The organism is Mesorhizobium sp. B2-3-5 (assembly GCF_006442395.1).
Classification (GTDB): domain Bacteria; phylum Pseudomonadota; class Alphaproteobacteria; order Rhizobiales; family Rhizobiaceae; genus Mesorhizobium.
Window position 1 is genome coordinate 1 of sequence record NZ_VFVX01000028.1, and the last position, 21,805, is coordinate 21,805.

Here is a 21,805-nt window from a genome sequence, read left to right on the forward strand (position 1 = left end):
TTCTCCTGTTCGATGGCTGTCAGCAGTGACGCAATCTCCTGATCCATGCCCAGACTTGCCTGGGGGCCAAGGTTGCGCTGGCTCATGGGAGACATCGCATTCTCTTAACAAATGATATTCCTGCAAAACACTGTGCACAGGCGGCCGGTGTTTGCAAGGCGATCCCGGCCCGCAATCCGGCCGGCCCCCGGCTCTGCACAACATTGTTCGGCAATCCGAAATTTTCCCTTCGAGCCGTCACGATGGGGCGACGGTTCAGCTCAGCGTGGTCGTCCACCGACGGTCCCTCGATCGGTTGCCATCGAGCCGGCGTTGCAGGGCATGCCGATTCCAAATCCATGGTTGGGCTGGTCATCGCTGCGATTCCTCTCGAACACGGGTTGAGGCACTATGTTCCTCCGGCTCGAAGAAGAAATGCGGTCCCGTCCCAACGGCTGAATGGCATCTCTGCGTCGACGATGATCCGCATGCCGGACGCGTTTGCGAACCGATGGATATCGTGACGGTCGAGGGCGACCGCCCCACGGTAGGAGTAGTTCAAAACCGCTGCCATGCCGCCTGGCCTGAGCACCCGCGCCATCTCGCTCAAGTGCCGCTCGGCAAGCCCGGCTAGCACCAGATAGGGAAAACTGTCGACAGCCAGTATGCCGTCGAAACTCTTGTCGGCGAAGTCGGTGAGGTCCAACCCCGATGTCTGCCGCAGTTCCACGTTGGCAAACGAAACGCATTGCCGGCCTGCGATCGCCAGCATGGTCGAGGAGATGTCGATGCCGACCAAACGGCCGACCTTGGCGTGAAGGGCCGTTTCGAACCGGCCAATGCCGCACCCGATGTCCAGTATGTCCTTTCCGGATCCGGTAAAGCCGTGACCTTCCAGCCAGCCGACAATCTCAGCCGTCGTTGCCGCCAGGATTTCCTCGTCGCCGAGCGAGGACAATTGTACACTCGCGGCAGGCGAAATGGCGGCCGCGCCGTCAAAGCCGCTCGCCAGCCGCTGCACGGTCGCGACCGCCATTTCACCCTCGTCGATGTCATGGCAAACCGCCGCGGCCGTTGCGCGAAGGTCTTCGAAATCATCCAGCTTACGCAAAAGCAGCGCGGCAACGGACTTAAGCCAATATCGTTCGGCACTGTCGTTTGACCGCATGGTCAAGGCGATGTCCGCCAGATCCGCCGCGTCAATTCCTGTGTCCACATGAACCGCCAGCCTGGCGAGGGCGACTTCGGGGGAAACCCCGTCCATCATGCAGATCTCAAGCGTGCGCATTGCCGCTGCCGCCTCATGGACCGATCCGGGACGCGGCGCCGTCACGCCGGCGTGCTCCGCGTCCATACCCTTTGCCTGGTCCAGCGGTCGAGCGCGCCCCACCCGTATTTGTAGCTTTCCTGGCCCCGCAGGAAGTCGAATTCCCGCGCGCCTTCACGGAAGGCCTCGCCAATGGCGTGACCGATCAGGATCGCTCCCGGGCTCTCGCCGGCATAGGCTGGATCGAAGCCGCCGAGGTAGGCATAGGCGCGGCGGCTGTGATGGAACCCGTAATAGGCGCCGACAACCGAATCGCCGATCTCGATCAGCCAGCATCGGGCCAAGCCCTCCGCCGCGAGGCGGGGGAGGGCATTGCGGTGAAATTCCCGTGTGGCGGCGTCGGCCAGCACGCCGCCGCCTTGCCCATACCAACGCGCGACATGCAACCGGATCAGCTGGCCGAGGAATGTTTCGGGATCAGCCTCGGCGCGCCGGATGTCGACACGGTCTCTGCGGCGTGCGGCTTGGTGGGCACGGCGCAACTGGCGCCTGCGCCGGGCGGGGACACAATCCGTGAGCGACGGATCGCCAGCAAGCGAGAGCACCGGGCATGCGGCATGGCACGAATCGCAATTCTCCCGCACGGCCGGCAGTGTCAGGGCCAGCGCGGCTGCCTCGGTCGCGAGATCGGGCAGGATCCATTGCGACCATTCGAGCGAGAGGACAGCCTCGGCGATTGCCGCGTTGACCGCTGACTGTCGTTCCGGTGCGCACAATATGTCGAGATAGTCGCTGAGTGAAATCCCGATCGGCAACAAGCGCGGACCGGAAACGTGCGCTTCCAGATAGAGCGGCGCCAGGCCGACGAGATCGTGTCCATTCCATATGGCGATCGCCGTCAATTCACCCGGCGCGAATGTCCGCCACCATGGCAGAAGCCAGGCGGGAGACTGGAAGGGGGTCGCGGCGGGGCTTTGCAGCCAGAGTCGCCGCCAGCGCGGTCCAAGCGCCTCCAATGCTCCTTCGTCGTGGATGATCTCGGCGCAGAGACCACTCACGGCTCGGTCTCCAGCGCTGGCTGGCGAGCACCAAGCCGCGCCAGACCTTGATATGCATCCATGTACGACGAGATCATACGCTCGAGGGAAAAGCGGCGGCGCGCCTCGGCCCGGCATGTTTCGTTGTCGAGACCGGCCGAGGCCATGATGGCTTGCGCCATCTCGTCGACGTCGTCGACCAGAAAGCCGGTCCTGCGGTGCTGGATGACGTCGGGCAGCGCGCCATTCGGAAAGGCAACGACCGGCGTGCCGCAAGCGAGCGCCTCCATCGCGACAAGCGAGCTTGTTTCGGCGGCGAGGCTGGGGATGACCAGGCAGCGGGCGGCATTGAGAAAACGCCGTTTGGCGAAAAAGCCGAGCGGTCCGAGGAAGCGCCGGTGCCTGTCGAGACGTGGCACGATTTCATCGTGGAAATACTGGATATGCGTCTGGTAGGGATAGAGCCTGCCGCCGACGGCCAGCGGCACGCCCGCCTGCTTGGCCGCATCGAGTGCCAGATGAATGCCTTTCTCGGGGCATATTCGACTGAGCACCAGCGCGAAATTGCGCCGCGATCGGGTTTCGCTCAAAGCATCGACGTCGACGCCGTTCGGGATCGGCGGCACCAGGATGGAGCCGGCCGGAGCTGTTTCCTGTTGCGCCGCCGATACAGCGTGGAGCCACAGGTCCTCACGCACCGGTCTTAGCACCGCCGGCGGGTACCATTCGAGCGGCAGGTGCAGCGTTACCAGCGTCGGGCCAGTGTCCGGCAGGTAGGCATCGAAGTCGATGCCGTGCAGATGAACCACATCGACCGGCCAGCGTGCGCGGGCTTCAGCGATTGCCGCACGATGCGCGTCCTGAGCCCGCCTCTTGGCTGCTTCGTCGAGTACGCCCGTTTCGGCAGGCGTCTCGATCAGGGTACCGGCCGTATTGGAACCCTGGCATGCGACGACAAGGGAACGATTGCCCATCCGCACCAGCGCCCGGTCCAGCATGGACAGCACTTGTTCCGCGCCGCCGACGGCGTCAGGCCCGACCGGGGCCAGGGGATAGGCTACATTGAGGACCGTGAGGGTCACAGCACGAAGCCTTCATGCGGCCGAGGCCCGACGCACCGGAACCGCGCCGGCGCGGATCCCGGGCGCATAGCGCCGGATCATGTCGGCGCAGAATTCAGCGAATTCCTCCGGCACCAAAGGCGGGCTGGTGTGGTGGGGTTGCAGGCCGCGATGTTCGGGCGTGAAGCAGAACGTGACCGTAACATTGAAATCCTCAAGTGCCTGCATCTGGCGGTCGAACCAGTCGAGCGCGTTCGGCCTGAAACTGTCGGCCCAGGACAGGCCTGTGCGCATATGGGTGACGCCGAGCCGTTTCATCCAGGTAACGGCATCGTCCAGCCGATGGTCTTGGTAGTGGAACCACTGGACCAATCCAATCTGCGGAGCGTAGCGAAGGAATTCCTCGAGTGCCGGCTTCGGCGTGCCGTCCTCGCGCAGCAGGCCCATGTAGAAGTGGCGGTAATAGGAAGATCCTTCCGCTTCGCGGTGGCGCGTGGTGGCTTCCCAGGCGCGTGGGAGGTCGTAGAGACTGTACCATTGGATGCGCGGCGCATTGCCGATCAGCAGTTCCGCCGTACGGCGCAAACCCCATACCTGGACCTCCTCCGCGCCAAAGGTCGAGACGCCGACCTCGCTGACCCAGACCGGGAGGTCGGTGACGGCGGAAATCTCGCCGAGCTTTTGCGGCCACTCCTGGATTTGCCAAAGGTTCCAGTCCAGAGGGAAACCGTGCACGGCGACGGCGTCGAGGTGATCGAGCACGCCGAATTCCTTCATCCGGGTCATGAATCCCGCATCGATTGGCGAGATGCCGCCGAGGACCTTGGTCACTGCCGGATTTTCCCGCTTTATCGCATCGGCGGCCAGGATCGCCATGGTGGCGAAGCGGCTCCAGTCGGGATCAAGCTCGGGGTCCCAATGGGACTTGTTGTTGGGCTCGTTCCAGATCATGGCGGCTTCAATCATCTTGTCTTCCTTTCACCGGATAGACGGCACCGCCGCCGGCCGGCTCGCCGGCCACGCGGCACAAATAAACCTCCGTTTCTGGATGCAGCACGATCTCAAAACCGGCGCTACGCAGCATCGCCTCGGCGCAGGCGCGGTTCGGTATCCACCAATTTGTCGGATCGTCGGCATAGCGGTGTTCGATGAAGTGAAGTTTCGGGAATTCCGGCTGGTCGAACAGCTCATGGCTCCAGAAGTGGTAGTTCTGTTCGAGCTCGGGCAAATCGGTGCTGCCGCGCTGCATCGACTGGAAGATCAATAGATCGGCCACGACGTGCTCGCGGATCAGATCGAGCGCCAGCAGCGGATGGCGCAGATGGTAGAGCACCCCCATGAACAGCACGATGTCGAAGCTTTCGCCCAGAGCGCCGACGTCATAGACCGACAACTGCCGGAATTCGATTTCGCAATCCGCGACCTCGGCGGCAAAGCGGGCCTGTGCCAGATAGACCTCGTCGAAGTCGATGCCGAGCACACGGTCGGCGCCACGCCTTTTCATTTCGATCGAATAGAAGCCGGCGTTGCAGCCGATATCGAGCACGGATTTGCCCGTCAGATCGGCGGGGATCGCATCCGCGAACTTGCGCCATTTGATCAGCGGGTAATTGCCGAGGAAATGGTCGGGCGCGGTCTCGACGCCGGCCAACTCCATATTGTGGAACCACGGCCCGAGCGCATCGATGCGACGACGTATATCGGCATTGGAATGCAGCATTCTAACCTCCTTCGCCTGGAAAGGACGGTACGTGCGAGCGGCCCTGGGCCGTTAACAGGTGCGAGCCTACATCTTCGGGGACATCGTTATTTTCGAGCAGGCGCAGCGCCGTGCGGTAGCCGTTGAAGGTCCCGACATCGACATAGGCGGTGCCTGCCTTCACGCCATAAGCCTCGCCTCCAGAAGCCAGGTAGGCATTGATCAGCGTGCCAAGATATTCGTCGTAACGGTCCCGCTCGCGCCACAGCGCGGCAAGCTGGTGGAAGATACGGCCCGGCATCTTGAACGCGCCCCAGATCCAATTGGTCGCGGCGTCGCGCTGCTTGACCTGAATTTCCCTGACCCGGTCGCCCTCGTCGACAACCACGGCGTCGAAGAGTTCGGGACGATCCACGGGGAACAGCAGGAAGGACAGCCGATCATCGGCAAGCCGGCAGAAACCATCCTCGGGAAACCAGATGGTGTCAGGGAGACCGACGAGAACCGTCTCCTGTGGCGAGACCAGCGGCTCCGCGCGGAAGATCGCGTCGCAAAGACCGACCGGGGAGGGCTGGGCCACGAAGATGGCGGTCGCGGTGTCGTAGCCCGCCGCGTAATATTCGAGGATGTCCGATTTGCCCGACCCGATGACGAAGCAGATCCTGTCGACGCCATTGAGCACCATGCGCCGCACGAGATATTCGCTCACCGCGCAAGGACGTTCGGTCTGTCCGTCCAACCTGCTGCCGACCGGCAGCAACTCTTTCGAGAAGCCGAGCGGTTGAATACGGCTGCCGCGTCCGGCGGCGGGCACTATGCCCAGCATCAGACGGCTTCCTTCATCTGTTCGCGCGCCGGCGCATGCAATGCGTCGTTCAGCATCTGGTCCAGATCCGCGGCGCGCCGCGCGGATGTGTGTTCGTCAAGCACACGTTCGCGGGCGCGCATGCGCAGGGTGTCAAGCTCCCGGTCCGACAGGCTCAAGGCGGCGACCACGTCGTCAGTGCTGTCAGCGAGCAGGATCTCTCTGCCGGGTTCAAAGAAACTGTCCAGGCCCGGCCATCTGTCGCTGATGATCGCGGCGCCACAGGCTGCCGCCTCGAACAGCCGGCCCGAGGGGCACCAGCCCTTTTTCGCCATCGCCTCGCGGGTGACATTCAGCGTCAGCCGCGATGAGCAGAAGAAGGCCGGATGATCGGCTGGCGGCAGGTGCCTGACAAAGAAGATGTTGTCGCTCCACGGGAATTCCTGCGGATACTGCGCGCCGCCGATGATGAAGCGGCGATCGGGGAGCCGGGCCGCGGGCTGTACCAGCAGCTTCTCGACGCCGGCCTGACGGTCCGCGGCATAAGTGCCGAGATAAGACAGGTCGCCGGCAAAATCGGCTCTTGGCTGAGCCGGCCGGTGGCGTTTTGGATCGACATGGCCGTAAAGCGGAGCGACGAAACCGGCGCCGAGCACCGTCTTCAGCGCATCGAGCGCCGGCCCGCCCGTATAGCTCAGCACCAGATCGAAATCGCGCAGGCCTTCCGGACCGAAATAGGGCGGCCATTCGCCTTGCTCGATCCTTGTCAGCGTGACGGGCGTGTCGAGATCATAAAACACCTTCAGTCCACGGCAGGCTTGCTGCGCAAGCCGCGAGGCTTCGACGGCGTCGGGGCAATAGGAGGTGACGATGACCACATCGGCTTGCTGGATCGTGGCCTCGGCGACACGGCGGATATTGTCCCAGTCGGGATATAGAACGAGGTGACCGCCATCGAGATGATCGAGATCCCGGGTTCCGGCATAGTAGGGCGTATCATGTTCGAAGAAGCTGACGGACCAGCCCAACCGCGCCAGCGCCCGTATAAGCCCGCGCCAGAGCGTGGCATGGCCGTTTCCCCACGAAGAGGTAACGGTGAGGCCGAAAATGACCATCCGCATTTCATCACTCCTGTCAGGCGCTTTCATTGAGGCGAATGAGTTTCGAGCCCCAGTCGCCATGCACGACCGTGGTGATCGACGCCGGCTCGACGTCGAAGCGGAAGCAGTCGCCGAGCTGGAGGCCGAGCACCTTGCATACCGCCGCCTTGATGACGTCGGCGTGGCTGACAAGCGCAACGCACTGGCCCTGGGTGTTTTGGCGCAGAGCGTCCATAAGGCCGACGATGCGCTGCTGGACGTCCAGCATCGTCTCACCGCTCGGCGTGCGCGCCTGTTGGCGTTGATCATTCCAGAGACGCCAGTTGGCGTCTGTATTCAGCTCATCGAAGGTCTTGCCCGACCAGACGCCGAAGTCGATTTCGTCCAACTCCTGGCAGATCGCGATGTCGTTGACGCCGCAGGCAAGTGCAATCGGTTTTGCGGTTTCAAGCGTGCGCTCGCGCGGACTGCTGCAGATGATGGCAAGGGGTTCGCGCGCCATGCGGCCGGCGAGATGCTGAGCCTGTGCCTTGCCGGCCTCGCCGAGGCAGATGCCTTCCATTCGGCCCGCCAGATAGCCGCCGACATTGTCGTGCGCCGCATGCCGGATCAGAAAAAACGTCGTTGTCATTCGGCGGCGTCGAGCATCGGCTCGTCCTTGCCGGAGATGAAGGCGAGGGTGCGCAGGCGTGCCTCGGCGTCGGTGAACTGCTCCGGTGGAGATTTCATGAAATAGGCGCAAGGCCCGGTCAGGGCGCCTGCAATGCCGCGGTCGAGCGCGAGTTTGGCGCAACGCACGGCATCGATCACCACGCCGGCGGAGTTGGGCGAGTCCCACACTTCGAGCTTGAGTTCAGCGTTCAGCGGCACGCCGCCGAAGGTCGTGCCCTCGACGCGGATATAGGCCCATTTGCGGTCTGTCAGCCAAGGCACGTGGTCGCTTGGGCCGACATGGATGTTGCCCGCTTCGAGCGGAACGTCGATCTGGCTGGTGACGGACTGGGTCTTGGAGATCTTCTTCGATTCCAGCCGCTCGCGTTCCAGCATGTTGAGGAAGTCTGTGTTGCCGCCGAAATTGAGCTGGTAGGTGCGGTCTATGCGCACCCCGCGCTCACGGAAAAGATTGGCCAGCAAGCGGTGCACGATGGTCGCGCCGACCTGGCTCTTGATGTCGTCCCCGACCAGGGGAAGGCCGCGCTGCTCGAACCGGCGCCGCCATTCCGGACGCGAAGCAATGAAGACGGGGATGCAGTTGACGAATGCACAGCCGGCATCCAACGCGCATTCGGCGTAAAAACGCGTCGCCTCTTCGGAACCGACCGGCAGATAGGATACCAGCACGTCGCAGCCGCTGTCGCGAAGTACCCCACAGACGTCGGCGACCGGCTCCTTCGACTCCTGGATTTCGTCCCGCAGATATTTGCCGATGCCGTCGAGCGTGGGACCACGCTCGACACGAACGCCGGTCGGCGCCACATCGGCGAAGCGGAAGGTGTTGTTGGGCGCGCTGTAGATCGCTTCGGCGACATCGCGCCCCACCTTGGTCGTTGCGACGTCGAACGCGCAGACGACCTCGACGTCATCGACATGATAGCCGCCGAGGTTGGCATGCATCAGGCCGGGTATCGGCTCGTTGCTTTTTGCGTCGCGATAATAGGTCAGCCCTTGCACCAGGGAGGATGCGCAATTGCCGACACCGACGATGCCGATACGAACTTTCTTCGATGCCACGAAACCGACGCCTCTGTTGGTTGGAGGTAAGTTCCTCGGCGCCGAACCGGGAGCGGCCACGAATGTTCCTTCGAAACATGAAAAATTGCAGCGCCAGGCACGGATCAAACGGGGCTGGTTGGCGTTGGCGGCTGGATAGTCCGGCAGGAACGAGATGATCGTCTTCGGCGACCACAAGCAGGCGTACAATGCGTCGCGGCTCGGAGAGAGTGCCTGCGAGGCGGCCGAACGCATCGGCTCGATGCCGGCCGGAATTGAGCGCCATGCTGCCGTGGTGGGCCTGTTCATCAGCGTTTCGGAGCTGGCCCAGGGCCTTGCCGACATCGAGTTCCGGGCCTCTGGGCTCGACAGCAATTCACTGCGTCAACGGCAAGGCGCAAAAATACTTTTCGGGCTGGCGCAGGAAGTTGCGCGGTCCTGGCAACGCGGCTTCGTCGCCAGCGGAGCGCTGAGCGATGATATCCTCGCCATGCTTCGGGAGCTGGATTGCCAGGGCGAAGTTGTCACCGGGGCCGCCGAAGGCTATGCCTTTTACGCGCTCTACCCCGAAACCTATCTTGTCGCCGCCCGTCGATCCGGGCTTGCCGCGAACACCTGCGTCATCGGCATTCGCAGCATCGGTCTCGGGCTCGCAGCGATGGTCGCGGCCGCCATCGGTGCCCCACCGCCGGTCAGTGTCCGGCCCGTCGGGCATCCTTTCCGCCGCGGCATCGCTGCCGATCCCGAATTGATTGGGAGCTGGCGCCACGATCCGGCCGCCCGATTTGCGATCGTCGACGAGGGCCCCGGCCTTTCCGGCAGTTCCTTCCACGCCGTGATAGCGTGGCTGCTTCACCTTGGCATCGACATCGAGCGCATCCATTTGTTTCCCAGTCACCATGGCGAGCCGGGCGCCCAGGCGTCGGCCGACACACGCGATATCTGGCTTCGCTGCCGCAGCCACGTCGCGGATTTCGAGCACGCTTTCGATGGCGCGACCGCGCCGCGGCTGCAAAACTGGGTCGCCGAGCTTCTGGGCCGGCCAGACATCCAGCTGCGCGAAATCTCCGGCGGAACCTGGCGCGAGTGTCTTCGAACCCAGCCCGAGTGCTGGCCACCGGTCTTCGGCGGTTTCGAACGGCGCAAGTTCATGGCTTCGGCAGGCGCGGAGCGATGGCGGATCAAGTTCGCCGGGATCGGTGAAACCGGCCAAGGCAAGCTGCGTTCCGCAAAGTCGCTTCAGGACGCCGGCTTTGGTCCGCCGGTCGTGGGGCTCCGCCATGGTTTCCTGGTCGAACGCTGGATCGACGCGGGAAATGCGGATCAGGCTCATATATCCAGGGACAGGCTCATCGAGCATCTGGGGCGATACCTGGCCTGGCGCGACGCCAATCTGCGAACGACGCAAGCCGGCGCTTCATTGGCAGAGCTCGCAGGCATGGCTGTCTACAATTGCGCTCGGGCGCTGGGAGAGAGTCATGGGACGCGATTGCACGATTGGTTCGCCAGCCGGCAGCCGCCACAAACCCAACGCAAGGTCGAGATCGACGGGCGGCTGCATCGCTGGGAATTCCTGACGCGCCCCGATGGCATGCTCATCAAGACCGATGCTGTCGATCATTGCCGCTCGCATGACCTCGTAGGCTGCCAGGCGATAGAATGGGACGTCGCCGGAGCCTGCGTCGAACATGACCTGACCAGCTCGGAGTTTTCGAAGCTCGTCAGTTGCATGGAAACCGGAACACGGTCTCGCATCGACCTTGACCTGGTTGCCTACATGGAGCCCTGCTACCTGGCTTTTCAGCTCGGCTTGTGGACCATGGCGACCCAATCCTGTGACGAACTGGACCGCACCCGACTGGCCGATACCATCCGGCGTTACCAAGTGGGCCTGCTTCGCTTCGTCGAACTGGCAAGGGCCTGAAGCCGCGAGCTTAGTCCAGATTGCGCAGCATGTCGGCTTCTCGTTCCAGAATCGAGGCAACCTCCTCGCGCTGCAGATGCGTCATCATCAAGCTGATGCAACATTCGAGATAGGTGATGGAGGCCCGCCGCAAATAGGCGGCCGTTTCCCTGGCGGCGATCTGATCGATGTCTCTGGCGGATCGTTTCGGTTGCACTGGTCCTTCTCCGTCCGCGATGCCATGAGGGGTCAACGACTGATAGAATCGTTGACCCGTCCAGCTCTTTGTTCGACGCAATTCCGGACGGGAAACCGCTACGCGCTTTTCCTGGAATCGCTCCAACCCAACCACGAGAGCTCCTGGATGTTCCCGGCCGCGGCAGAATTGAACATCGCCAACCATGCCATTGGGTGTCCGCCAGTCTTCAAACCGGCAGGTTTTGCGCCTTGCCTGTCCTTGAGCCGCCAGTGGCGCCAATCGGGGTCAGGGAGGCATCGATCCGATCCGTGTCGAGGTCGGCGAAGTAACCGATCGTCTGCATGAGGCCCTGCCTGAGGGGCACATGGGGCATCCAGCCGAGCAGCGTCTTCGCACGCGTTATATCGGGCCGGCGCCGGCGCGGATCGTCTTGCGGCAAGGGCAGGAACGTCACGGCCGACCGCGTGCCTGTGATCTCGCGTACCAGGCTTGCCAATTGCAGGATGGTGAATTCCCCAGGGTTGCCCAGATTGACCGGCTGGCGTGGATTTGGATCGATGTCCATGAGGCGCAGCAGCCCGTCGATAAGGTCGGTGACATAGCAGAACGACCTGGTTTGATGTCCGTCGCCGAATATCGTCAGCGGCCGTTTCTCGAGGGCCTGCATGACCAGGTTGGAGACGATGCGGCCGTCGGCCGGATCCATCCTCGGCCCGTAGGTGTTGAAGATGCGCGCGACGCGAATATCGGCTTTGTCGGCGCGCAGGTAATCGAAACAAAGGGTCTCGGCCGTCCGCTTGCCTTCATCGTAGCAGGCTCGCGGCCCGGTGCAGTTGACGTGGCCGACATAGTCCTCTCTCTGCGGATGCTGTTCCGGATCGCCATAGACTTCGCTGGTTGAAGCCTGCAGGAACCGGGCGCCGTTGTCCGCCGCGAGGTCAAGCAGATTGAGTGTGCCGATGACGCATGTGCGCGTCGTGTGAACCGGGTCTGCCTGATAGCGCGGCGGAGATGCCGCGCAAGCCATGTTGAAGATGCGGTCGACTGGTTCGCCGAGTTCCAGTGGGGTGCAGATGTCCTGTTCGATCAGCCGGAAGCGCGGTCGGCCGACAAGCGGCCTGATATTGTCCATTCGCCCGGTGAGAAAGTTGTCGACACAGATCACCCGGTGGCCGTCCTGGAGCAATGTTTCGCAAAGATGCGAACCGAGGAAACCCGCGCCTCCGGCGATAAGCACCGTCTGCTTCCGTTGCGCCTTTCTTGATTGCCGCATCTGTATCTTCTCCTGTCTGCCAGTCATGCCGCACTGCCAACGTCCAGGCCGAGGCCTGAACGCATCCGGGCCGGTGGTGCCAGCCGAGATATGAATTCACGGGCTCGCGCGGTGCCGGTGTGTTTCGTCAGGACAAGCTTGCGGGCCCGGCCAGCCATGTCGAGCCTTGCATGATCGGTCTGCCCGTTCAGAATTGCGATCACGTCGTCGGCTTTGTCGGCGGTTCGAATCGTCGGTTCGGGAAAAAAACTGTCGAGGCCCGCCCACCGGTCGCTGATGATCGGGGTGCCGCAGGCGGCGGCCTCGAACAGCCGCACGCTCGGCGACCATCCGGCCGCGATCATGGATGCCCGGGTGACGTTCAGCGTGTAGCGTTGGCGGCTATAGAAAGCGGCATGTTCGGCCGGAGGCAAATGTTCGATTCGCTCGACATTGCCGGGCCAGGCGATATCAGACGGATATTGCGAGCCGGCGACCACGAAGCGCCGCCGCGGCAGCCGGCGCGCTGGCTCCAGCAGCAGCGCTTCAAGAGCCGGCTGCCGGTCCGAACTGTAGGTGCCGAGATAGCCGAGATCCCATTGGATGGCATTGTCCGTCCGGTGGTGCCGCTCCGGATCGACGGAACAGTAGAGCGGCTCGGCTCTCTGCGCGCCGAATTCGGACTGCAACCGGTCGAGCGTCGGCCCGCCGGTAAAGGAGAAATAGACGTCGAAATACGAGATCTGCCGCCTTGCCAGATAGTCGCATTCGTCTTCGGCGATCTGCGCCAGCGTCACGGGCGTATCGATGTCGTAGAAACACAATTGCCCGCTGCAGAGCGACGCCACAGTGTCGATCACCGCCTTGCCCTCGGGCACGAAGGAGCCGACCACCACGATATCGGCTTTCCGCAGCCGCCGCTCGTGGGCACGACGCAGTTCTTCGAGTGTTTCGTAGTAGAGCAAGGTGCAGAAATCGGGCTCCCGCAGATCACGATGGCGCGCGTACCAGGGCACGTCGCGTTCGAGGAACGTGATGCGGTGGCCCAGTTCATGAAGGCCTCTCAGCAGCCCGCGGAAAGTCGTTGCGTGACCGTTGCCCCAGGACGAGGACAGCGAAAGGCCGAGGAAGACGATGTCGAGTTGCTTCGTCATTCCGCCGCCTCCACGGTAGGACGTCCGACGTGCTCCTTGAAGACGGCATCGACCAAGGCCGCCCTCAGCGTGTAGGTGTGCTCGCCAAGAACACGCCGCAGTGCCGCCTCGCCGATCGCCTTTGCCCGGGCGGGTGTCAGTGTCCGCACGATCTCCGCGACGTCGGTACCGTCTCTCGCGACCAGTATTTCCTCGCCGGGGGTCAGGAACATCTCGACACCGAGCCAGGCATCGGTGACGATGCAGGCACCTGCCCCTGCGGCCTCGAACACCCGGGTCGCCGGCGAAAAACCGTTGGCGGCCATGCTGTCGCGGCTGATGTTCAGCACCGCTTTCGGCGTGACGTTGAAGGCATTATGATCCCTGGTCCCGACATGGCCGAGCCAGGAGACGTTGCTAGGCAGAGGTTTGTCTCCCCACCCGGATCCGCCGAGCAGGAATCGCTTGCCGTCCAGCGCGCGGGCCGGCTCGAGGAAAAAGGCGTCGACGCGCGCCTCGCGGTCGGGCAGGCGGTTGCCGAGAAAGGCAAGATCGCAAGCAAAACGCCGGTCGTTGGCGACCGGATGGTGTGTCTCGGGATCGAGCGCGTTGTAGATCGGCACGCATTCGGCCGCGCCGAGGGCGCGATATTCCCACACCACGGGGTCACCGCCGCCATAGGTCAGCACGAGGTCGATCCTGCGCAAGGCATCGTGCAGCGGATGGTCGGCGTCGGCCCGCAACTGGCTGATCGTTGCAGGGGCGTCGACATCCCAGAATACGGTGATTGCATCGGCGCGGGCATGCTCGAGCACCGCGCTCAGCAATGCGTCATCCTCGAAGCCAACGCCACTTGCCTTGACGACGATGTCGGCCTGCGCCGCGCAAGCCGCAACCTGCATCAGCGCTTGCGGCGTCGGCTCGTACACCACGACGGCGCACCAGTCGGGAGCCTCGATGTCGCGGTTCTTCTGCCGGTCGTAGACGTCGGGTTCGTAGAAGGTGATGTCGTAGCCGCGGCGCGACAACGCCTTGAGCAGCCCGCGATAGTAGGTCGCCGCCCCATTCCAGTACGACGACAACAGGCTTGATCCGTAAAAGGCGATTTTCATGCGGCGGCCTCCTTTGCGGGCATTCGAGTGGCTACATGACGGTTGCCGCATGCGGCCAGTATGTCGAACAATTCGTCGGCTCGGTGCCGGCATGTATGTCGCGCCAGGATGGTTTCGAGCCCCGATGCGGCAAGCGTCAGCGCAAACTCTCCATCATGCAGCACGTCGCTGAGGTGACGGCGCATCTCGTCGCCGTCCTGCGCGAAAAGGAAATCCTGTCCGGGACGGAACAGGCCTTCGACGTCGGACCAGGGCGCCGACACAAGGGGAATGCCGCAGGCCAGCGCCTCGAACATGCGGATCGTGGGGATACCCGGCAGACCCTGCCGATAGGGCCGGCGTGGAATGTGCACGGTGACGCGATGCTGCGCGAATATTTTCGGCACATCGGCATTGGCGACCCAGCCCTCGTAGTGCAGGCCCGCATCGGCGAGCGCGTTGAGCGCGGCCGGCGGGTAGCGCACCCCGTGCACCGTTCCCGACAAGAGAAGCTCGCGTGCCGGATCGATCAGGAATTCGCGGATTTCGGCGCTGCGCTCGTCATCCCCCCAATTTCCGACCCAAACCAGATCCGCGATGGGCTTCACGCGCCGACATGGTTTGAACAACCGCACATCCGCCGCCTCGTGCCAGGTGAAGGCACGCTTGCCCCAGCCGGCCCGAAGGTAGCCGTCCCGCAAGGCTTCGCCAAAGGCGAGCACGCCGTCATAATGCTCCAGGGTGAGCGCCGAGATGGCCTCGGTCGCGGAGACGGCCCGGTGGTGCGTATCGTGGAACAGGAGTGTGAAATCGCCTCCCTTGGCCCGCGCGCGTCCAACGCGCGTGATGAGGTCCGGCGCCGTCCATTCATGGACGATCACGACATCCGCGTCGGCGATCCAGGCCTCATGATCGAACGACGCATCATAGGTCACCGGCATCAGCTCCGGGAAATCCTTCCTGAAGCGCTCCACGGCCAAGGCCCCTTTCTCCGCCAGCAGGTTGGAGCGGCTCCAGCCGTCCGCCGGCTCTAGTGCGATCACATGATGTCCGCGCGCGATGAGTTCGCGCATGATGCCGCGCTGGAAATGCGCATTGCCGTGGTTCCAGTCCGAGACGGCGGAATGGGTGTAGAACAAGAAGTGCATGGCTACCGTTCCGTGGCGGCCATCGCCGCCTGCTCGTAGATTTCCCGCATGGCCGTCGCTTGCGAGCGCGGCGAGAATTTGCGCGCCCTCCGGGCCGCGCGCTGGCCGAGTTGTCTTCGCAGGACGTGGTCGTGGACAAGGCGGGCGATGCAGCCGGCAAGGGCATGCTGATCACGCGCGTCGAAGAACAGCGCCGCGCCGTTCCAGATCTCGCGATAGGTGCCAATGTCGGCCAGGACCAGGGGCGTGCCCGCCATCGCCGCTTCCAGGGCCGCAAGTCCGAAAGGCTCATAGCGAGACGTCGACACGAAGATTCCGGCGCGTGCCATCAGCCGCCTGACCTCTTCGTGAGGGATCGGCCCGAGCGACACGCAATGTTGGAGGCGCGCGTGCTGTCCTTCAGGCCCGTCGAGAGGACCAGCGGCAAAGAAGGGCCATTCCGCGATCGCGGCCGCGGCATCCAGCACCGCGGCATTTTTTCCCTCGTCCCACCAACGGGCTGCCGCGAAGACGAATGTTTCGCGATGCGCGGCCGCCTGGCCTGGCGCCGCACTGTTGTAGACGACGCTCAGGCGGGGGATCGGGCCATAGCAGGTCTCGAGCATATCGGCGTGGCTCCGGCTCGGCGCCACCACGGCATCGGCCCGATCCAGGCCCGCCCTGTTGCGATCCTTCTGCCAGGCCCAGTCATTCGCGACCGCCTGGCCGCGCACCGCGTGCAGCCATGTGACGACACAGGAATGCGATACCGCGACCACCGGGCAGGGCAGGTCGAGCCCGGCCGCCTGCGCCGGGGCGTTCAGGTGAAGCAGATCGATGGCGTAGACTTTGGCAAGCTCCCGCAATTCCTCGGGAAGCCGATCAAGGTCGCGCTGGTCGTGCGTCATCCAGTCCGGCGGAGTCTTGAGCCATTCCAGGGCAGCGAAGGATCGCGCCTCGTCCGCCTGTTCGGCGGAAGGCGGTGGCCCCAGGCCGGCAAGCACGACGCCGTTGCCGGCGGCGGCGAGCTCGCGTGAAAGATCGAGCGAATATTGCCACACGCCGCCGACGGCATCGGTGGTCATCAGAATACGCCTTGGACGGTGGATCAGTGACTGCAGCATGACGCTTCCAACTCGGTCAGCGCGCGCGGCTGCTTGTCCTGGATGTCGCTGAAGGAGGCGAACGAGGCGAGGTAGTGTTCATGGGCCCGCTCCCAGGCGAGGTCGTCGGGCTCGCCCCACAGCGCGCGGTAGCTCGGCGAACTGGGGTAGGGATAGAGCGGCACCGGCTCGTTGGCCCATACGCCGTTGTCGATGAGGTGCCCGCGCCAGTAATCCACCAGCGCGGGATCGTCCTCGACCACGCCGATCAGGTTGGCCTGGACGAACGGGACGTGGCGGCGGGCATTGACCAGCAGCGCGGCCAGTTCCTCGGTACCCAGCCGGCAGCGCTTGGCCAGCATCTCTCGGCCTTCGACGGTGAGGCTTTCGAGGCCTGCTTCGATCGACACACAGCCGGCGGCGCCCAGGAGTTCCAGCAATTCCGGCTTCCACAGGTCGATGCGGGTCTGAACGCCGAACTGGACATCGCGGCCGACCAACGCCTCCAGGAGCGCCTTCTGCGGCAGGAAGATCTCGTCGATGAAGTAGATATAGCCGACGCCTTGTGCAATCAGGCCGTCGATCTCGGCAATGACGGCCTCATGGTTCCTGCGGCGGTAGGCGTCGCGGAAATCGATCTTGGCACAGAAGCTGCAATTGTAGGGGCAGCCCCGCGACGCTTCGACCTCTGCTCCAGCACCGTGCTGCTGGGAGTCGAAACGGTGATGGTGGTGCGTGTGGGCGGCGATCCAGTCGGTCGGCCAGCGCAGGGCCGGATGGTCGATGAAACGGCTGGCATGCACGTCGCCGTTGGCGGCCAACGCGCCGCCTTCAAGCCGGGCGGTGTGGGATACCGTGCTCCAGTCGCGCTGCCGGGCAAGTTCGGCCACGACTTCCTCGCACTCCCCCCGAACCACCACATCGACGCCGAGCTTGCGCAAGGTCGGAACCGGCGTGGCCGAGCCGTGCGGTCCGACCGCCACCGTGCGGCCGCCGCGTCCCGAGAGCTGGGCCAGGAATTCCCCCGGCACGCGCAGCTCGGGCGGAGCGCATCGCCAGAACAGATAGGTGGGCGCCGTGGTCACCACCGACATGTCAGGAGCGAAGGCGGCGACCCGATCCGCCAGCATCGCGTTGTCGAGGTTCTGCAACTGCCCGTCGAGCATCAGGACCTCGTGACCGTCTGCCTCCAGCAGCGCTCTGGAGTAGCCGAGTTCCAAAGGCAGATGCGGCTGGCGGCAGCCGAAATAGATGCTGTGCTCGTATGTCCAGTGCGGATTGATCAAGGCGACTTTCATGCGACGTACCTCGTGACTTCCGCTTGCGGCGTGAGACGATGCTGACGCAGCCAATCGGCAAGGTCGCGAATGCCATCGCGCCACGACACATGGGCCTTCCAGCCCAGCGCTGCTTCTATCTTGCGGGTGTCGGCGACGAAGAAGGGTTGGTCGCCGGTGCGCTCCTGGTCGTAGCGGAGTGTGACCTCGTGGCCGGTCATGCGGGCGATCTCCGCCAGAAGCGTGCGCAGGCTGACGGCGTTTCGTGGCCCGCCGCCCAGGTTGAAGGCCTGCCCCTTGAATTCGCCGATCCTGGCCAGCACGGCGCGATAGGCCGCCACGGCATCGGAAACGTGCAGGATATCGCGCACCTGCCTGCCATTGCCGTAAATGGTGATCGGCAGGCCGCGGAGCGCGCTCAGCAGGAAATGGGCAACCCAGCCCTGGTCCTCGGTGCCGAACTGGCGCGGACCGTAGATGCAGCTCATGCGCAGCACGGCGGTGGGCAGGCCGTAGGACTTGGCGTAGTCGAGCACATACTGGTCCGCGGCACCCTTGGAGCAGCCGTAAGGCGTGCAGAAATCGAGGCCGATCGTCTCGTCGACACCGCTGGCGGCGATCGTCTCGTCGCAAGGCTCGTAGCGATCGTCCACTTCCCGCACGGCAATCTGCGGCAGGCCGCCATAGACCTTGTTGGTGCTGGCGAAGATGACTGGGGCGCCAGTGCGGCGGGCCGCTTCGAGCACATGGAATGTGCCCCGCAGATTGATGTCGAGGTCCTCTCCAGGCTGGACCAGGCTCGTGGTGACCGCCGTCTGCGCGGCCAGATGGAAGATAGCCTTGGCCGGGGCCAGAGCCGCCAGCATGGCGCCGGCGTCGCGCACGTCCACCGTCTTAACGGTGAGGCGGCTACCATGTTGCCGCGCAAGCCATTCGAGGTTCTGCTCGACGCCCGGCCGGCTTAGATTGTCGACAACCAGCACCGGCTCGCCATCCGACAACAGGCTGTCGGCAAGGTTCGAACCGATGAAGCCGCTGCCGCCGACTATGGCCACCGGCGTCCTGCGCGGATGCTGCGTCATGACACCAGTCCCCGCTCTTCCAGCTCCCGCTTCATGTCGGCGCCGCGGTCGACTGCGCCGGTGTTGCGAACCCAGATAACGAACTCGTCGAGCGCGTTTTCCAACCGATGCCGGGGCTCGAAGCCGAGCAGCTCACGTGCCTTGGAAATGTCGGCGAAGCAGTTGCGGATGTCGCCGGAGCGCGCCTTGCCGAGAATCTCGGGCGAGCGTCCCGACTGTCCCATCGCCTCGGCAAGCAGGCGCGCGACCTCGCTGATCGGGTAGGCGTGGCCGCTGCCGATGTTGATCGCGTGACCGGCCGCCTGGCGCTGTTCCAACGCCAGCCGGAAGGCTCGGGCGACATCGAGCACATGGACAAAGTCGCGCTTCTGGCGGCCGTCCTCGAAAATCATCGGTCGCTTGCCGTTGGCAAGCCGCGAGGCGAAATTGGCGAGCACCCCGGTATAGGGATTGGACAGCGCCTGCCCGGCGCCGAAGACGTTGAACAGGCGCAGCGCCACCGCGTCCATGCCATAGGCCTGGCCGAAGATAAGCACGGCGCGTTCCTGCGCGTATTTAGTCAATGCGTATATCGACGCGAGATCGGCCTGTTTTTCCTCGTCGGTCGGGACCGGTGAAAGCCTTTCGCCATCGGCCGACGAAAGGTCCCACTGGCCGCTCTTGATGTCGTCTGGCCTGCGACGTGCATTGTCGATGCGCCGTCCGTCCGGCGTTTCGTAAAGACCCTCGCCATAGATGCTCATCGAAGACGCCACGACGATGCGTTCGACCGGCCGCTTGATCAATGCCTCGAGCAGGGTTGCGGTGCCGAGGTCATTGGTGCCGACATAGCGCGCGATCTCGTACATGGATTGCCCGACGCCGACCTCCGCCGCCAGGTGGATCACGGCATCGACATCGGAAACAGCCTCGGTCACCGCGCCCCGGTCGCGGACGTCACCCTTTATCAATTCGCTGCCGGCGGGCAGGCTGATCGCTTCGGCGCCATGCACCTGTTCCAGAAGGACATCCAGAACACGCACCGTATAGCCATGTTCGACGAGTTCCTGGGCGACGTGGCGGCCAATGAAGCCGCAGCCTCCCGTAACCAATACACGTTTCACGATAGCTCCCTTGCAGAGTAGGCGTTGGGGCCCCGAACTGCCGGGCAAAAGGTTTGTTCCCTGACTTCAACAAAGTTCCTTCCCGTCGAGGGACAAATGGGCGCCGTCTTCCGTTCCGGCACCGGGAACAATGCCGCATTTGCGCTGTTAGGCCGCCGATCAACCTGCACCGAGAAAGGGAACCGGCATGTCCGAGGCCAAGACGACCACCAATCACGATGAGATCCGCAAATGGGTGGAGGAGCGCGACGGCCATCCGGCCGTGGTGCGGACGGGAGGCAAGGGCGGCATCCTGAGGATCGATTTCGGCGAGCCGGAGGAGACGCTGGAGCCCGTGGAATGGGACGAGTTCTTCCGGATCTTCGACGAGAATGACCTCGCCTTCCTTCACCAGGACAGAGCGGGCAGCGGCGGAACCAGCCGCTTCAACAAGTTCGTCGAGCGCGGTTCCAAGGGCTGAGCTCAAAGCCGGCCCCACAGTTTTCGGAAGCCCGGGTCCCGGCAACACGTCAGGATTGAGACATGGCAGAGAAACCCAGGACAGTCGGTGCATCCCGGCGCGTCGCGGTTGGCGGCATGGCTGGCGGCGTGCTCGCGGCGATCACAAATCCGGTCCAGGCGCAGCAGGCGAGCGCCGCAGCCGCGCTCAGCTTCTGCTGGCTGAGCCGGGCTCGGCCATGCGGCGATGCCGCTCGGCCAATATCCCTGCCGGGGTGAAGCGGGAGCCGGCGACCTGCATCTTGTTGGTCCAGCCGCTAATGACCTGTTCTTCGCCGGCCATCACGGCGTCGTAGCCGTCCCTGGCCACGTCGGCGGGATTGTCTTTCTCATCGGTTCCGATCTTCGTATCCATCATGTCGGCGCGTTCAAAAAAACGGGTTTGTGTGGCGCCCGGCATCAGCAGCGTGACCGTGACGCCGCTGTGCTTCAGCTCGTGACGAAGCGCGATCGCGAACGAATCGATGAATGCCTTGGTGCCGTTGTAGATGGCCTGGAAGGTGCCGGGCATGAAGCCCGCGATCGACCCGGTGAACAGGATCCGGCCGCGGCCCCGCCTCACCATCCGGGGGGTAAGTCGGTGCGCGAGGTGGATCGTGCCGGTGACGTTGGTGTCGATGACGCGGCGCACCTTGGCCCAATCCTGATCCACGAAGCCTCGGCCCAGCCCGCGTCCCGCGTTGAGGAACAGCAGGTCGATGTCACGGTCGCCGATCCTCGAGATCAGCTGGTCGACGCCGTCCTCGGTGGCAAGATCCGCTTCCACCGCGTCGACGGCAACACCTTGAGATCGAAGCGCCTCGCCGGCCTCCTCGATCGCCGGTTCATCGGCAACAATGACGAGGTCATAGCCGTCTTTCGCGCACAGTTTCGCAAGTTCCTTGCCGATGCCGCTCGAGGCGCCGGTGACGACGGCGAGTTTCGCATTTCCCATTCTGTCCTCTCGACTTGAAGTGCTGGCCAACCTGAAGTGTTTGGCCGAACAAGCAACTGGCTCGAATGTTCCAAGCAAGTGGAAGAGACACGCGGATCGTCTACGTGACGGAACCAATTTGCCCACGGCTGTTCCCGCGCCGGTCGGGAGTGCGGCCATGGGACTCTTTTCCGACCTGAACAAAAGACTGAGCGAGAACATCTAGGCCCCGGCGCACGCGAAACGGTCAGGCTGGAAATCCTGGGAGTAACATGGACGACGACACCGGATCCTGACTGCGCCTCACCAAGTTCCGGCAGCAGGGAAACCAGGCTCGTCGGGCCTGTCGGCAGCCCGGCACAAAATCTTCCTGCCGGTGGAACATCGATGGATGTTGGCAGTTTTGTCCCGCCTCAGACACCGCGTCCCGATGTCTGTTGAAATCTGTGGGCCACAGCCGACAGCA

The 21,805-nt window shown here is 63.8% G+C and carries 21 protein-coding genes; 2 read left to right on the top strand and 19 right to left on the bottom strand.

The window, feature by feature from the left end; genetic code table 11:
• Nucleotides 1–388: 388 nt before the first annotated feature.
• Genes FJ958_RS24335 through FJ958_RS24375 form a run of 9 tightly spaced genes read right to left on the bottom strand, consistent with a single transcriptional unit; the run spans nt 389 to nt 8,679 of the window.
• Nucleotides 389–1,333, bottom strand: a complete 945-nt coding sequence (locus FJ958_RS24335; RefSeq protein WP_140746236.1) for a class I SAM-dependent methyltransferase — start codon at nt 1,331–1,333, stop codon at nt 389–391.
• Nucleotides 1,309–2,304, bottom strand: coding sequence for a GNAT family N-acetyltransferase (locus FJ958_RS24340; protein WP_181176505.1), 996 nt, complete (start codon nt 2,302–2,304; stop codon nt 1,309–1,311). Before FJ958_RS24340 ends, FJ958_RS24335 begins: the two co-directional genes overlap by 25 nt.
• Entirely contained in the window at nt 2,301–3,365 is a 1,065-nt protein-coding gene (locus tag FJ958_RS24345) for a glycosyltransferase (protein ID WP_140746242.1), read from the bottom strand. Before FJ958_RS24345 ends, FJ958_RS24340 begins: the two co-directional genes overlap by 4 nt.
• A 12-nt stretch (nt 3,366–3,377) precedes the next feature.
• The gene (locus FJ958_RS24350; RefSeq protein WP_140746245.1) at nt 3,378–4,310 is read right to left on the bottom strand and encodes a beta-xylosidase; all 933 of its coding nucleotides are present in this window, start codon (nt 4,308–4,310) and stop codon (nt 3,378–3,380) included.
• A complete protein-coding gene (locus tag FJ958_RS24355) occupies nt 4,303–5,064 on the bottom strand; it encodes a TIGR04290 family methyltransferase (protein ID WP_140746248.1) in 762 nt (253 codons plus the stop codon). Before FJ958_RS24355 ends, FJ958_RS24350 begins: the two co-directional genes overlap by 8 nt.
• 1 nt (nt 5,065) lies before the next feature.
• Nucleotides 5,066–5,869: a sugar phosphate nucleotidyltransferase gene (locus tag FJ958_RS24360; protein WP_140746251.1), complete on the bottom strand. Its 804-nt coding sequence runs from the start codon at nt 5,867–5,869 to the stop codon at nt 5,066–5,068.
• Nucleotides 5,869–6,969, bottom strand: coding sequence for a glycosyltransferase (locus tag FJ958_RS24365; protein WP_140746254.1), 1,101 nt, complete (start codon nt 6,967–6,969; stop codon nt 5,869–5,871). Before FJ958_RS24365 ends, FJ958_RS24360 begins: the two co-directional genes overlap by 1 nt.
• A gap of 13 nt (nt 6,970–6,982) precedes the next feature.
• Nucleotides 6,983–7,579 (bottom strand): histidine phosphatase family protein, encoded by a 597-nt coding sequence (locus FJ958_RS24370; RefSeq protein WP_140746257.1) that lies wholly within the window; start codon nt 7,577–7,579, stop codon nt 6,983–6,985.
• Nucleotides 7,576–8,679: an inositol-3-phosphate synthase gene (locus FJ958_RS24375; protein WP_140746260.1), complete on the bottom strand. Its 1,104-nt coding sequence runs from the start codon at nt 8,677–8,679 to the stop codon at nt 7,576–7,578. The genes FJ958_RS24370 and FJ958_RS24375 overlap by 4 nt, the downstream gene beginning before the upstream one ends.
• Nucleotides 8,680–8,833: 154 nt before the next feature.
• On the opposite strand from FJ958_RS24375, the gene FJ958_RS24380 reads away from it, so the two are divergent.
• The gene (locus FJ958_RS24380; protein WP_140746263.1) at nt 8,834–10,582 is read left to right on the top strand and encodes a hypothetical protein; all 1,749 of its coding nucleotides are present in this window, start codon (nt 8,834–8,836) and stop codon (nt 10,580–10,582) included.
• A 10-nt stretch (nt 10,583–10,592) separates the two neighbouring features.
• Here the strand turns inward: FJ958_RS24380 and FJ958_RS24385 are convergent, their stop codons facing one another.
• The 9 genes from FJ958_RS24385 to FJ958_RS24425 form a co-directional block, all read right to left on the bottom strand.
• Nucleotides 10,593–10,778: a hypothetical protein gene (locus FJ958_RS24385; RefSeq protein ID WP_140746266.1), complete on the bottom strand. Its 186-nt coding sequence runs from the start codon at nt 10,776–10,778 to the stop codon at nt 10,593–10,595.
• A gap of 208 nt (nt 10,779–10,986) precedes the next feature.
• Nucleotides 10,987–12,033, bottom strand: coding sequence for a UDP-glucuronic acid decarboxylase family protein (locus tag FJ958_RS24390; RefSeq protein ID WP_140746269.1), 1,047 nt, complete (start codon nt 12,031–12,033; stop codon nt 10,987–10,989).
• 23 nt (nt 12,034–12,056) lie between these two features.
• Nucleotides 12,057–13,166: a glycosyltransferase gene (locus FJ958_RS24395; RefSeq protein ID WP_140746272.1), complete on the bottom strand. Its 1,110-nt coding sequence runs from the start codon at nt 13,164–13,166 to the stop codon at nt 12,057–12,059.
• Nucleotides 13,163–14,257: a glycosyltransferase gene (locus FJ958_RS24400; protein ID WP_140746275.1), complete on the bottom strand. Its 1,095-nt coding sequence runs from the start codon at nt 14,255–14,257 to the stop codon at nt 13,163–13,165. Before FJ958_RS24400 ends, FJ958_RS24395 begins: the two co-directional genes overlap by 4 nt.
• Nucleotides 14,254–15,384 carry a glycosyltransferase gene (locus FJ958_RS24405; protein ID WP_140746279.1) on the bottom strand — a complete coding sequence of 377 codons (1,131 nt, stop codon included), beginning with the start codon at nt 15,382–15,384 and terminating at the stop codon, nt 14,254–14,256. Before FJ958_RS24405 ends, FJ958_RS24400 begins: the two co-directional genes overlap by 4 nt.
• A gap of 2 nt (nt 15,385–15,386) precedes the next feature.
• Nucleotides 15,387–16,487: a glycosyltransferase family 4 protein gene (locus tag FJ958_RS24410; protein WP_140746282.1), complete on the bottom strand. Its 1,101-nt coding sequence runs from the start codon at nt 16,485–16,487 to the stop codon at nt 15,387–15,389.
• Complete coding sequence (locus FJ958_RS24415) at nt 16,472–17,764, bottom strand: TIGR04295 family B12-binding domain-containing radical SAM protein (RefSeq protein ID WP_140746285.1); 1,293 nt, start codon at nt 17,762–17,764, stop codon at nt 16,472–16,474. The genes FJ958_RS24410 and FJ958_RS24415 overlap by 16 nt, the downstream gene beginning before the upstream one ends.
• Nucleotides 17,761–18,825 carry an NAD-dependent epimerase/dehydratase family protein gene (locus FJ958_RS24420; protein ID WP_140746288.1) on the bottom strand — a complete coding sequence of 355 codons (1,065 nt, stop codon included), beginning with the start codon at nt 18,823–18,825 and terminating at the stop codon, nt 17,761–17,763. Before FJ958_RS24420 ends, FJ958_RS24415 begins: the two co-directional genes overlap by 4 nt.
• Nucleotides 18,822–19,928, bottom strand: a complete 1,107-nt coding sequence (locus FJ958_RS24425) for an SDR family NAD(P)-dependent oxidoreductase (RefSeq protein ID WP_140746291.1) — start codon at nt 19,926–19,928, stop codon at nt 18,822–18,824. The genes FJ958_RS24420 and FJ958_RS24425 overlap by 4 nt, the downstream gene beginning before the upstream one ends.
• A gap of 187 nt (nt 19,929–20,115) precedes the next feature.
• Here FJ958_RS24425 and FJ958_RS24430 point away from each other — a divergent pair, with 187 nt between their 5' ends.
• Nucleotides 20,116–20,388, top strand: coding sequence for a hypothetical protein (locus FJ958_RS24430; RefSeq protein ID WP_140607125.1), 273 nt, complete (start codon nt 20,116–20,118; stop codon nt 20,386–20,388).
• 186 nt (nt 20,389–20,574) lie between these two features.
• On the opposite strand, the gene FJ958_RS24435 is transcribed toward FJ958_RS24430, so the two are convergent.
• Nucleotides 20,575–21,360, bottom strand: coding sequence for an SDR family NAD(P)-dependent oxidoreductase (locus FJ958_RS24435; protein ID WP_140746434.1), 786 nt, complete (start codon nt 21,358–21,360; stop codon nt 20,575–20,577).
• Nucleotides 21,361–21,805 lie beyond the last annotated feature (445 nt).

Coding starts and splice junctions, on each gene's coding strand:
- FJ958_RS24410 (WP_140746282.1), bottom strand. CDS start 16,487: ATGCTGCAGTCACTGATCCACCGTCCAAGGCGTATTCTGATGACCACC.
- FJ958_RS24370 (WP_140746257.1), bottom strand. CDS start 7,579: ATGACAACGACGTTTTTTCTGATCCGGCATGCGGCGCACGACAATGTC.
- FJ958_RS24335 (WP_140746236.1), bottom strand. CDS start 1,333: ATGGACGCGGAGCACGCCGGCGTGACGGCGCCGCGTCCCGGATCGGTC.
- FJ958_RS24390 (WP_140746269.1), bottom strand. CDS start 12,033: ATGCGGCAATCAAGAAAGGCGCAACGGAAGCAGACGGTGCTTATCGCC.
- FJ958_RS24435 (WP_140746434.1), bottom strand. CDS start 21,360: ATGGGAAATGCGAAACTCGCCGTCGTCACCGGCGCCTCGAGCGGCATC.
- FJ958_RS24400 (WP_140746275.1), bottom strand. CDS start 14,257: ATGAAAATCGCCTTTTACGGATCAAGCCTGTTGTCGTCGTACTGGAAT.
- FJ958_RS24365 (WP_140746254.1), bottom strand. CDS start 6,969: ATGCGGATGGTCATTTTCGGCCTCACCGTTACCTCTTCGTGGGGAAAC.
- FJ958_RS24395 (WP_140746272.1), bottom strand. CDS start 13,166: ATGACGAAGCAACTCGACATCGTCTTCCTCGGCCTTTCGCTGTCCTCG.
- FJ958_RS24415 (WP_140746285.1), bottom strand. CDS start 17,764: ATGAAAGTCGCCTTGATCAATCCGCACTGGACATACGAGCACAGCATC.
- FJ958_RS24360 (WP_140746251.1), bottom strand. CDS start 5,869: ATGCTGGGCATAGTGCCCGCCGCCGGACGCGGCAGCCGTATTCAACCG.
- FJ958_RS24380 (WP_140746263.1), top strand. CDS start 8,834: ATGATCGTCTTCGGCGACCACAAGCAGGCGTACAATGCGTCGCGGCTC.
- FJ958_RS24430 (WP_140607125.1), top strand. CDS start 20,116: ATGTCCGAGGCCAAGACGACCACCAATCACGATGAGATCCGCAAATGG.
- FJ958_RS24355 (WP_140746248.1), bottom strand. CDS start 5,064: ATGCTGCATTCCAATGCCGATATACGTCGTCGCATCGATGCGCTCGGG.
- FJ958_RS24420 (WP_140746288.1), bottom strand. CDS start 18,825: ATGACGCAGCATCCGCGCAGGACGCCGGTGGCCATAGTCGGCGGCAGC.
- FJ958_RS24350 (WP_140746245.1), bottom strand. CDS start 4,310: ATGATTGAAGCCGCCATGATCTGGAACGAGCCCAACAACAAGTCCCAT.
- FJ958_RS24405 (WP_140746279.1), bottom strand. CDS start 15,384: ATGCACTTCTTGTTCTACACCCATTCCGCCGTCTCGGACTGGAACCAC.